We start from the raw sequence: 12,282 nt of genomic DNA, 5'->3' as shown, positions 1-12,282 counted from the left end.
CTACTATCCTGAAAATTATGTTTTACACAGCATTACACTTTGTCTGTGCCAAATAAACAGCAAAAATTATTGTCATTAACTATGCTAAAACCATGAATTCTCAAAGGTGTATGACTTTATGGCAAAGGTAAAAGTAAAGACAAGCGAGCAGGTGAGCACAAGAGATGTGCGCCATGATTATGAGCATCTCGCACGCCGCGCCAATTTACGTTATGTGAGTGACGACGAGCCAGGCTACGAGCGGAGACGTTGGGGTCGCGGTTTTACTTATCGTGATGCGACGGGCAAAACTATAAAAGACAAAGCGTTGCGTCAGCGTTTTGATGCGTTGGTGATACCGCCTATGTGGTCAGAGGTGTGGATATGCCAAGATGAAAAAGGCCATCTGCAATCAACAGGGAGAGACGAAAAATCTCGTAAGCAATACTTGTATCATCCGTCATGGAATAATATTCGTGACCAAGCAAAGTTTGATGCGATGATAGGATTTGCAGAAGTGCTACCCAATCTACGCGCACAAGTCGAGATAGATTTAGAGACTGAATCCCTGTCACGTACCAATGTGTTGGCAGCCATCGTCAAATTGCTTGAGACGACACTGATTCGTATTGGTAACAGCCGCTACGCCAAACAAAATAAAAGCTATGGTCTGAGTACACTACGTAGCAAGCATGTCAGTGAAACCGATAATGGACTGGCGTTTGATTTCGTCGGAAAAAGCGCAAAAGAGCATCACATTGAGCTACAAGACGAGCGTTTGATTGATATTGTGCAGGCCTGCTCTGAGCTGCCAGGTTATCAAATATTTAAATACTTAGATGACAATGGGCACAAACAAGTTGTCGACAGTAGCGATATCAATGACTACTTACGCATGCATACGTGCGGCATGGACTGCGAAAGCAAGCTATATAGCGCAAAGGATTTTCGCACATGGATGGCGAGTGTGCTTGCGGCAAGCTACCTATATGACGAGCTACAAACGTCTGCAGGCGCTAGCATACTAGCCAGTGCACCAGAAAGCGCTGAGCGACAGCAATTAGTCACTGATATGGTAAAAAGTGTGGCAGCAGAGCTGGGTAACACGCCGACCGTATGCCGTGCCTCTTATATTCACCCCATTGTCATTGAGCGTTTTTTGGCAGGGCAGTTTTTTGAGACTTACAAACAAGCACGCCGTGGACGTACGAAAAAATATCAAAGCTGTGAAGAGAAAGCATTGTTAGGTTTTTTAAGGGCTGATGTTCAAGTATAGGGTCTTGGGTAGTAATAGTAGAGTGCTAGTTCTTCAACAGAAAGTCGAAAACTTGCTATGAAACATTGGTTATTGTAGATGTTCGTATTGGCTTGTAGCGAATTAATGATAATTAGTTATAGATTATCTTCATTTCTATAAAATAAAAATGATACGTTATGTATTGAAACAAACGTAAAAATGCGTTACTAATAGAGCATGATAAATACTAACCTATGAAACGGTCTATAGGATGTGACCGTTTTTCAATCATAAATACCATTTTACCAGTTACCTGCTATTGCTAAAGGATTAGCTTATGAACACCGCCTCTCAAACCCCGACGAATATTGATACAGATACTACCGTCACGCCAAAGAACTATACCGATTACTATAACAATTTTGATATGAATACACTGCTGTCAGAAATTTTTGGCGAGCATGTGGACGATCGTTTAAATGCTTATATGGCTTGTTGTGGTCGTCATGTACGTGATGGCCGCGCTGACAATGCTGCGTTAGTACACGAAGATACCGCAGGCAATATAACGCGCATGACTTTTGGTGAGCTTGATAAAGCGAGCGCTCAAATCGCTAACTTGCTACAGTCGTATGGGGTAAAAGCGGGCGACAAGGTAGCGACCATGCTACCGCGCACGCCTGAGCTACTGACTGTTGTATTGGCAACGTGGCGCATCGGCGCCGTATATCAGCCGCTATTTACCGCTTTTGGCTATGATTCAATCAAATATCGGATGGACAAAGCCGATACTAAAGTCGTTTTTACTAACTTAGACAACCGCAGCAAGTTTGAAGACTTGGCTGAGCAAACCAAAATGGTATTGGTCGGCAGTATAGAAGATGCTCAGACATGGAGTGACGATCACTACACCCAGTCTATGTCAGCACAATCGCAAACGATAGAGCCAGTCACGCTAGATACAGATGCGCCATTTTTGCAAATGTTTACCTCAGGTACAGTCGGTAAATCAAAAGGCGTTAGCGTTCCGTTAGCCGCATTACCTGCTTTTTACCTATACATGCGTTATGCCATCGACCTACGCGAAGATGATCAATATTGGAACATGGCAGATCCAGGCTGGGCGTATGGCTTGTACTATGCCATCACAGGGCCTCTGCTACTGGGCATCACGACTTATTTTAATGAAGCAGGATTTGACGCGACCCATACCCGTGACTTTATGGTGCGTCATAAGATTACCAATTTGGCCTCTTCACCAACCGCATTTCGAATGATGAAGTCTAGCAGCGTGTTCGAAGGCGCTCATAACGATACCAATGCCAAGCTATCTTTACGCTGCGCCAACTCGGCAGGAGAGACACTGAACACTGAAGTGGTCAACTGGGTCGAAACCTATCTAGCGTGCCAAGTCAAAGACCAATATGGGCAAACAGAAACTGGCATGACTTGCTGTGCACATCATGCACTGACACATGAATGTCCTGTTGGCTCGATGGGTATGGCACTACCAGGTCATACACTAGTCGTACTAGATGATGATATGAATGTGTTGCCAGATGGTGAGCAAGGGCAGTTAGCAGTCGTCGTCAGTCAGTCACCTGCGTTTTATTTCCGTGGTTATAGCTGGAATGAAAAACAAGCCTTTGTAGATGATTACTATCTGACAGGCGACGTGGTCGAGCGTCATAGTGACGGCAGCTACTGGTTCTCAGGCCGTGATGATGACATTATTATTACCGCAGGTTACCGCGTAGGGCCTACTGATGTCGAAAATACCGTCTTAGAGCATGAAGCAGTAGCAGAATCTGCGGCAGTAGGCGTGCCAGACGAAGTGCGCGGCCATACCATCAAGTCTTATGTGGTGCTAAAAGATGGCATCGAAGGCAGTGAGCAAATCGCCAAAGAAATCCAAGAGCTGGTACGCAAACGGCTATCCACTCATGCGTATCCGCGTGAGGTCGAGTTTGTGACAGAACTGCCGAAAACACCGAGTGGTAAGATTCAACGCTTTTTGCTGCGTAGTCTGTCTGCCGCATAAATAATTTGGTAAAGCTTACATAAATTTAATAGAAAAATGTCTAATAAAAAGTAGAAATTCAAAGGAATAATCATGCAAGTTAAAGAAAATAGCTTTTTGGTCACCGGCGGTGCATCAGGTTTAGGAGAGTCAGTGGCTCGGGCGATTGTAGGTCAAGGTGGCAACGTCGTCATCGCTGATTTAAATGAATCTGCTGGACAAGCTCTGGTCGCTGAGCTAGGTGATAATGCGCGCTTTGTGCGCTGTGATATCACTAACGGTGATGAAGTACAAACAGCGGTCGAAGTGGCAGAGTCAGCTTTTGACGGATTACAAGGTTCGATCAACTGTGCTGGTATCGTAGTGGTACAAAAGCTGCTGGATCGTGATAACAATCCGGCAGACCTTGAGGCATTTAGCCGCGGGGTCAATATCAATCTGGTCGGTTCATTTAACGTGGCGCGATTGGTTGCGGCCAGTATAGCTAAGCGCGTGGCTAATGATAGCAGTGTGGAGAAGAATGCAGACCAAGGCATTATTATCAATACCGCATCTATCGCAGCCTTTGATGGGCAAGTAGGACAAGCCAGTTATTCATCGTCCAAGGCAGGCGTGGTTGGTCTGACCTTGCCACTTGCTCGCGAGCTGGCACGTCATGGCATCCGCGTTATGACTATCGCACCAGGTGTCTTTGCCACGCCGATGATGGAGAGCATTCCTGAAAAGGCACGCGAGCAGCTAGAGGCAGGTGTGCCATATCCTAAACGTTTAGGCGCTCCCAATGAGTTTGCCAAATTGGTGACTCATATTATCGATAATGCTTATCTAAATGGTGAAGTTATTCGCTTAGATGGTGCGATTCGCATGGTGTAACAGTCTAGTGAGTGATCCATCACTTTTGCACAAAACTTATCTACAGAATCTGGCATAGTACTTTGATACATATGATTAATGACGAAAAATTAATTATAGGAACCAAAGTCTATGCCATTTTTTTATAAAAAATCTTACCCATCAGATGAGCAGCGTAGACCTTGGTTGCCCATTGTCATTGGTCTTAGTCTTGCTGCTATTGTCAGCACCAGCGCTATTGCTTATGCCAAAAGCATCTCAAAGTCCAAGAATCCCATTCCTCCTTCCATAATCATTGACCGAGTCTTCGTCGACAAATCAGATCGTGTCTTAAAACTGATGAGCCATGGTAAAGTTATTAGGTCGTATCGTATTGCGCTAGGGGACAGTCCAGCGGGTCACAAGCAACAAGAAGGTGACCAGCGTACGCCAGTTGGGGTTTATACATTAGATTATAAAAATGAGAACTCTATTGCGCATCGTTCTATTCATATCAGCTATCCCAATACTGCTGATAAAGCATATGCTAAAAAACTAGGAGTCAGTGCAGGCGGCAATATCATGATTCACGGGCAGATGAATGGCTTTGGGTACTTGGCTTTGTTTAATCAACGACGTGATTGGACAGATGGTTGTATCGCTGTCACTAATGACGAGATGGATGAGATTATGGCAGCAGTGACACTTGGCACTCCTATCAAAATCGTGGAGTAGCACAGTTAGGTTTGTGATAAATAGGTGCATTGCTCATTACCGTTTTCGACGGAAATTTATTATTTATTTGTACCAATAAGTAGCTTTATTACCCTCCCGATTTATTTTATCTAAGATTAATAACCTATTTAAATATTATTAATAATAAATATCATTGCTTTAAGTAAGGTTTTATTTGGTAATCTTCTTGAAATAGGTGTATATATACCTTATATAGATGACAGATAACAGTGGCACTAGACTAAGAGAGGTCTTAGAGGGGCGACTGAAAATACTAATTATAAAAGGATATAGACATGAGATTTGAGAAGTTTACTCAAAAATTACAATCCGCCATCCAAGAAGCACAGAGCCTAGCATTAGGTCGCGATCATACGGGTATTGATCCCGTGCATTTGCTCGCGGTCTTACTACAAGATGAGTCTAATTTATCTATCTGCCAACAAGCAGGTGCTTCTATTCCAGCGCTAAAAAATGGCGTTGCAAAAGCATTGGACAATCAAGCGACCATTTCGGAGCCGACAGGTGACGTCAACCTAAACCCAAACTCGGTAAAAATCTTGAACTTGGCAGATCGTCAGGCGCAAAAAGAAGGCGATGATTTTATCGCGACGGAATGGGTCATGTTGGCACTCTCTGAGCAAGGCGAAACCAAAAAGATATTTGAAAGTGCAGGCGTAACGGCTAGCAAGCTAAAAGTTGTGATTGAGCAGTTGCGCGGCGATGATACGGTGAATAACCAAAATGCAGAAGATCAGCGTGATGCACTCAACAAATATACGATCAACCTGACTGAACAAGCGGAGCTTGGCAAGCTAGATCCAGTCATTGGCCGTGATGAAGAGATTCGCCGTACCATTCAGGTGCTATCACGCCGTACCAAAAACAACCCTGTACTCATCGGCGAGCCGGGCGTTGGTAAGACGGCTATCGTTGAAGGCTTGGCGCAAAAAATTATCAATGGTGACGTGCCAGAGGGTCTGCGCCGCAAAGAAGTGTTGTCGTTAGATTTAGGTGCGCTCATTGCAGGGGCAAAATTCCGCGGTGAGTTCGAAGAGCGCCTCAAAAGCGTATTGAGTGACTTGGCCAAGCAAGAAGGCAATGTCATTTTGTTTATCGATGAGCTGCATACGATGGTTGGTGCAGGCAAATCTGAAGGTGCAATGGATGCGGGCAATATGCTAAAACCTGCATTAGCACGTGGTGAGCTGCATTGTGTCGGGGCAACGACGCTAGATGAATACCGTAAGTACATCGAAAAAGATGCGGCACTTGAGCGTCGTTTCCAAAAAGTGTTGGTCGATGAGCCAACGGTTGAAGACACTATTGCAATTTTGCGAGGTCTCAAAGAGCGTTACGAGCTGCATCACGGCGTCGATATTCAAGACAGTGCCATCATCGCTGCTGCACGCATGAGCCATCGCTACATTACCGATCGCAAGTTGCCGGATAAAGCGATTGACTTAATTGATGAAGCAGCCAGTCGTTTGCGTATGGAGATGGACAGTAAGCCTGAAGCACTGGGTAAGCTTGACAGTCGTTTGATTCAGTTAAAAATGCAGCGTGAAGTACTCAAGAACGAAGAAGATGCTGGCGCGCAAGCAGAGCGTAAAGTACTAAATGCACAAATTGAAGAGCTAGAAAAAGAATATGCTGATCTCAATGAAATTTGGCAAGCAGAGAAAGCACTGGTCAAAGGCAGTCAGCAGCTAAAAGACGAGCTAGATAAAGCTCGTATTGCCTATGATAAGGCGAGTCGTGAAGGCGATTATGAGACTATGAGCAAGCTGCAATATGAAACCATCCCGCAGCTAGAGCGCCGTATCACTGAGTCTGACTTGGCAGAACAAAAAGAGCAGACAGGTGAAGGTAGTGGTGTCAAGTTGCTACGTAACAAGGTGACAGACAACGAAATCGCAGAAGTGGTTGCGGCCGCGACGGGTATTCCAGTCAACAAAATGATGCAAGGCGAGCGTGAAAAAATGCTGGCAATGGAAGAAAAGCTCCATGAGCGTGTCATCGGTCAAAATGAAGCGGTTGAAGCAGTGGCCAATGCAGTACGTCGTAGCCGTGCAGGCTTGTCTGACCCCAATCGTCCTTCTGGTTCGTTCTTGTTCTTGGGGCCTACAGGGGTCGGTAAAACTGAGCTGACTAAGTCACTAGCAAACTTCTTATTTGACTCTGAAGATGCGATCGTGCGTATCGATATGAGTGAATATATGGAAAAACACAGTGTCAGCCGTCTCGTAGGGGCACCTCCAGGCTATGTCGGTTATGAAGAAGGCGGTACATTGACGGAAGCAGTACGCCGTAAGCCATATAGTGTCATACTGTTCGATGAGGTCGAAAAAGCGCATCCTGATGTGTTCAATATCTTATTGCAAGTATTGGACGATGGCCGCTTGACCGATTCACAAGGTCGTGTCGTTGATTTCAAGAATACTGTGATCATTATGACCAGTAACTTGGGATCGCATAAAATTCAAGAAATGGTCGGCGAAAGTTACGAGGATATCAAAGCGGAAGTAATGGATTCTGTTGGGCAGCATTTCCGTCCAGAGTTCGTAAACCGTATTGACGAAATCGTAGTTTTCCATCCGCTTGGTATGTCGCAGATGGCAGGTATTGCGGATATTCAACTGGATCGATTACGTCAACGTATCCAAGAGCGTGAAATGGATATAGAGCTATCAGTAGATGCGATGAATAAATTGGTTGCCGTAGGTTATGATCCTGTTTATGGCGCGCGTCCACTCAAACGTGCTATTCAACAAGAGATTGAAAACCCATTGTCATTGAAGCTATTGGCGGGTGATTTTGTGGCAGGCGATATCATCAAAGTCGATGTTGGCGCAGACGATAGATTGTCTTTTAATAAGCTTAGAATGAGCTAATCAATCAAGCTTTGACGTCTGTGTGACCTAACGATACTCTTAAAATCAACCCCTTATCTGCAAGCGTAGATAAGGGGTTTTTATTTATCAAATAGCGCCGTAAAACCACGTCACTTCTAGGGCGTGGATATCAGGCGTCAGCAGTTGTCACATAGCGGTTAATGGCTATTGATTTTGATATAACACACAACCATACTTAACTCATGAAAACACTCAAACTACGCATCAAAGACAAACACGCCAATCAGCTAAATATATTGGCTGGTGCGGTTAATTTTGTCTGGAATTACGTCAATGAGTTGAGTTTCAAACACCTTAAGCGCACATCTCATTTCTTTTCAGCTTATGATCTAGCTGCTTATACCAAAGGTGCAGGTGAATACCTAAGCCTGCACAGCCAAACCTTGCAAGCTATAACTGAAACCCACGCTAAGTCTCGTAAACAGTTTAAAAAAGCCAAACTCAATTGGCGCACCAATAACCCAAAAGCCAAACGCAAGTCACTTGGTTGGATTCCTTTCAAAAAGACGGCTATCAAACACTTGGCAACCCGTCAATCAGGTAAGAAAAGCTTGAAAACCACCCTGCAATTTAGCTTAGCTAAAGGTCAAAAGCTGATCATTGATTTGTGGGACAGCTACAACCTCTCGCTCTACAGCATCAATACGTGTGAGCTGGTGCAAGATTCTCGCGGCAACTGGTACGCCTGTATCACTGTTAAAGAGTTTCCAAAAACCGCTTGTGGTACTGGTCAAGTTGGTATTGATTTAGGCTGTAAAGATTCAGCAGTCACCAGTGATGGTGATGTTTTGACCACTAAACTGACTCATAAGTACGCTGAAAAACTAGCAATCGCCCAACGCGCTAAGCATAAAAAGCGAGTAAAGGCGATCCACGCCAAAATTAAAAACACCCGCCAAGACCTGATTCATAAATTTACCAATAAATTAGTTAAAGCCAATAACTTAATCGTTGTTGGAAAGATAAAATCAAAATCATTCACTTCAACAAATCTAGCCAAATCCGTCTATGACGCTGGTTGGTTTGAAATTAAGCGGCAACTGGATTACAAATGCGCGAACGCAGGTTGCCACTATATTGAAGTAAATGAAGCGTACACAACCCAAACCTGCTCGTGTTGCGGCTCTCGCCAAGACAGTCCGAAAGGTAGAGCAGGGCTTGGTGTCAGAGTATGGTTTTGCAGTTCTTGTCAAACTGCCCATCAACGTGACGTTAATGGAGCCAAAAATATACTCGCGGTCGGGCTTGACCGTCTTTAGTAGGAATCCCCTTCACTTTTAGGGAGGGGAGGAAGTCAAAAGGCGCGTTTTACGTTACTGTTTTTTTACCATTTCAATATCTCTTAAGTCTCAGGACTATGCTATAACTAAATCAAAGACTAATAGTATAAGTATCAAATGAATGGAGAAACAGAACGATGACAACCCATATTGAACGTATAAATATACCTTTAACCTCGCCGCTAATCATTGCAGCGTTGTTATTTAGCACCGCCGCTTGCTCCAATCCTTCAGGAGTAAGTTCTAGCAACAACAAAAGTACTGCAACAGAATATAAAGAAGTTTCCACTTCAGATAGCGAGGCCCAAACAGCCACACACACAGAGACTAGCAAACCTGACTTTACGACCAAGGCAATCGCTACTTTTGATGAGCCTTGGGCCATGACAGCGTTACCCAATACAGATAGCGCAGCGCCAAAATTGCTAATAACACAAAAAACGGGTGAGCTTTTCATTGTGGATACAGCAACAGGGAATAAGACTAAGATCGAAGGCGTTCCTACAGTGGCTTACGGTGGTCAAGGCGGTTTAGGAGACATTATCATAGCTCCAGATTTTGTTACGTCCAATACAGTTTATCTCAGCTACGCGGAAGCAGGGGTAGGAAATGATAATAATAAATTTGGCGCTAAGGTTATCAAGGCGACACTCTCAGGATTAGAGACAGCCACACCCACCTTGCAAGATATCACACCTATCTGGCAACAGTCTCCGAAAGTCACGGGGCAGGGACATTATAGTCATCGTTTGCTGTTTTCGCCCGATGGACGCTATCTATATATCAGCTCAGGCGAGCGTCAAGACAAAGACCCAGCACAAGACATGAATGGTAATTTGGGCAAGATAATACGGTTAAGTCCTGATGGTAACATCCCGCCAGACAATCCGTTTACTGATAATGAGTTGGCCAAACAGTTTTGGACCATCGGACATCGCAATGTGCTTGGTATGGTATTTGATGATAGTGGACAGCTTTGGGCGCACGAGATGGGACCAAAAGGAGGTGATGAATTTAATATTATTGAGAAGGGTAATAACTATGGCTGGCCAGTTGTATCCAATGGCCGTAATTATTCAGGTCTAGATATTCCTGACCATGATACAAATCCAGAGTTTGCGGCACCCAAAATCACTTGGACACCTGTCATATCACCATCTGCTATGAGCATCTATGCGGCTGGTACTCATAATGATTTTCCTAGCTGGCAAGGCAATGCGCTTATCAGTGGCTTATCGTCTAAAGCGCTTATCATAGTGAGCATAAGCGACGACAATACCGCTGCTGAGCGTTACCGCTATGACATGGGCGAGCGTGTACGCAGTGTGCTAGCAGTAGACGGGCAAGTGTGGACACTTGAAGACGGCAATGATGCACAATTACTCAGATTATTGCCCAAATAACATCGAAATAACATCGAATTAACGGCTTATTTACCTACCTGTACATTTAATTATTTTAATAAAACTATCAAATTCTTTTAGAGTAAATTAATAGTTTTATCAAGTTTTATTTTGTAATAGATTGATAGTTAAGACCTATTTTGTTAAGGTGATGTTCCTTGAAATTTGAGACTTGCACATGGAAGAAGTAAAAGTAGGCAGATTAGGACCTTTTCCACGGGTAAGTAAACCTGTGTTTATTACATCGTCACTGCTGATTATTGGCTTTATTATTTTCGGTGCGTTTTTCACCGAAACAGCAGGGGCTGTTTTTAGTTTTTTACAGAATTTTATTACCGATAAGTTTGGTTGGCTATTCATTATTCTAGTCAATACAGCGCTTGCGCTTTGTATTTACTTGGCAATGAGTCGCTATGGTGACATTCGACTGGGTAACCAAACAGAGCGACCACAGTACAATCTGTTCTCTTGGATTGGCATGTTATTCTCTGCAGGTATTGGTATTGGTTTGGTTTATTGGGGTACAGCAGAGCCGCTGTATCACTTTATGGCACCACCAATGGGCGATGCAGAGACAGTAGAAGCCGCCAAGCAAGCAATGAATATCTCGTTTATGCATTGGGGTCTACACGCTTGGGCGATTTATACGATTGTAGCGCTATCTTTAGCGTATTTCCATTTCCGTCGCGGCCTACCATTATCGATTCGCTCTACTTTGTATCCTTTACTTGGTAAAAAAATCTATGGTCGTTGGGGACACACGGTCGATATCTTAGCTGTGTTTGGTACGATGTTTGGTGTGGTTACCTCGCTCGGGCTTGGGGTTATGCAGATCAACTCTGGACTCGAAAAGCTGTTTGGTACGCCTAACAGTCTTACCGTACAGTTTGGCTTGATCGCTTTCATCACAGCGCTAGCAGCAGCTTCAGTCTTGATGGGTTTGGATAAAGGTATTAAGCGTTTAAGTGATATCAATATTGGTTTCACTATCATCTTATTGGCGTTTATGGTCATTTTAGGACCAACGCTGTTTATCTTTGATAGCTTTATCGAAAACATCGGCAACTATCTGACTGTGATTGTACCTCTAGGTACATGGGGTGAGTCTTATAGCGGAACAGACTGGCAGAGTAGTTGGACGATATTTTATTGGGCATGGTGGGTTAGTTGGGCACCATTCGTTGGTATCTTTATTGCCCGTATCTCTCGTGGTCGTACTATCCGTGAATTTACGCTTGGTGTACTACTGATTCCAATGCTGATTTTGTTCTTCTGGTTTACCACCTTTGGCGGCGTTGCTGTTCATATGGAGCTTGCCTCTGCTGTGTCAGGTGTTAGCCCAGGATTGGTTGAAGCAGTACAAGCGGATTCTGGTAGTGCCATCTTTAAGTTGGTTGAGTACTATCCATTGGCAAAACCGATTACGCTACTGATTGTCGTCATGATTATGCTATGGTTTGTGACCTCATCAGATTCTGCTAGCTTTGTCATCGATATGTTGACTGCTGGTGGCGATACCAACCCACCGAAGATCCAGCGCTTATTTTGGGCGACGACAGAAGGTGTTATCGCTGCTATCTTGCTAGCGGCTGGTGGTTTGTCTGCTCTACAGGCGGCAGCGATCGTAGCGGGACTACCGTTTGCCTTAGTGGTCTTTGTCATGATGTATGCGTTGTTACGCGGTTTAAGTCGCGATCGTCTAATTCTATACAGAGCGCAGCAAGGCTTTATTACGGATGAATCAGCAGACCATAACTCAGCGAATGAATTCGTTGACGAGCATCTGCTAAAAGGGCCGCCTAAGATTGTTAAAGGTGACTAAGAAGTAGATAGAATCAAGACAGCTACTTAAGCTTTTAATAGAAGAAGCCCCAATTTATTT

7 protein-coding genes and 1 pseudogene are annotated in these 12,282 nt (G+C 44.2%); all 8 read left to right on the top strand.

All coding sequences use genetic code 11. The features are described 5' to 3' along the window. Positions 1-118: 118 nt before the first annotated feature. The 8 genes and pseudogenes from I6E86_RS09305 to I6E86_RS09270 all read left to right on the top strand — a co-directional run bounded on the left by I6E86_RS09305 (position 119) and on the right by I6E86_RS09270 (position 12,222). Complete coding sequence (locus tag I6E86_RS09305; RefSeq protein WP_197177229.1) at positions 119-1,255, top strand: DNA topoisomerase IB; 1,137 nt, start codon at positions 119-121, stop codon at positions 1,253-1,255. Between the two features lie 298 nt (positions 1,256-1,553). Continuing rightward, positions 1,554-3,257: an AMP-binding protein gene (locus tag I6E86_RS09300; RefSeq protein WP_197177228.1), complete on the top strand. Its 1,704-nt coding sequence runs from the start codon at positions 1,554-1,556 to the stop codon at positions 3,255-3,257. Positions 3,258-3,329: 72 nt separating this feature from the next. Further along, positions 3,330-4,109, top strand: a complete 780-nt coding sequence (locus tag I6E86_RS09295) for an SDR family NAD(P)-dependent oxidoreductase (RefSeq protein WP_197177227.1) — start codon at positions 3,330-3,332, stop codon at positions 4,107-4,109. A 111-nt stretch (positions 4,110-4,220) separates the two neighbouring features. Beyond that, a complete protein-coding gene (locus I6E86_RS09290) occupies positions 4,221-4,802 on the top strand; it encodes a L,D-transpeptidase family protein (protein WP_197177226.1) in 582 nt (193 codons plus the stop codon). A gap of 296 nt (positions 4,803-5,098) precedes the next feature. Next, entirely contained in the window at positions 5,099-7,696 is a 2,598-nt protein-coding gene (gene clpB / locus I6E86_RS09285) for an ATP-dependent chaperone ClpB (RefSeq protein WP_197177225.1), read from the top strand. Positions 7,697-7,899: 203 nt separating this feature from the next. Then, a pseudogene (locus I6E86_RS09280) lies at positions 7,900-9,083 on the top strand (RNA-guided endonuclease InsQ/TnpB family protein). A gap of 51 nt (positions 9,084-9,134) precedes the next feature. Continuing rightward, a complete protein-coding gene (locus I6E86_RS09275) occupies positions 9,135-10,400 on the top strand; it encodes a PQQ-dependent sugar dehydrogenase (RefSeq protein ID WP_227680613.1) in 1,266 nt (421 codons plus the stop codon). Positions 10,401-10,578: 178 nt separating this feature from the next. Continuing rightward, on the top strand, positions 10,579-12,222 hold the full coding sequence (locus I6E86_RS09270) for a BCCT family transporter (RefSeq protein ID WP_197177223.1): 1,644 nt from the start codon (positions 10,579-10,581) through the stop codon (positions 12,220-12,222). Positions 12,223-12,282: the final 60 nt, after the last annotated feature.

Origin of the sequence: Psychrobacter sp. SWN149 (assembly GCF_015864565.1) — a bacterium.
GTDB lineage: Bacteria > Pseudomonadota > Gammaproteobacteria > Pseudomonadales > Moraxellaceae > Psychrobacter.
This window is presented reverse-complemented; position numbering and strand designations above follow the sequence as displayed.

What these genes read in the sequence shown, in the direction of transcription:
- I6E86_RS09305 (WP_197177229.1), top strand. Translation starts at nt 119, where the DNA reads ATGGCAAAGGTAAAAGTAAAGACAAGCGAGCAGGTGAGCACAAGAGAT.
- I6E86_RS09300 (WP_197177228.1), top strand. Translation starts at nt 1,554, where the DNA reads ATGAACACCGCCTCTCAAACCCCGACGAATATTGATACAGATACTACC.
- I6E86_RS09295 (WP_197177227.1), top strand. Translation starts at nt 3,330, where the DNA reads ATGCAAGTTAAAGAAAATAGCTTTTTGGTCACCGGCGGTGCATCAGGT.
- I6E86_RS09290 (WP_197177226.1), top strand. Translation starts at nt 4,221, where the DNA reads ATGCCATTTTTTTATAAAAAATCTTACCCATCAGATGAGCAGCGTAGA.
- clpB (WP_197177225.1), top strand. Translation starts at nt 5,099, where the DNA reads ATGAGATTTGAGAAGTTTACTCAAAAATTACAATCCGCCATCCAAGAA.
- I6E86_RS09275 (WP_227680613.1), top strand. Translation starts at nt 9,135, where the DNA reads ATGACAACCCATATTGAACGTATAAATATACCTTTAACCTCGCCGCTA.
- I6E86_RS09270 (WP_197177223.1), top strand. Translation starts at nt 10,579, where the DNA reads ATGGAAGAAGTAAAAGTAGGCAGATTAGGACCTTTTCCACGGGTAAGT.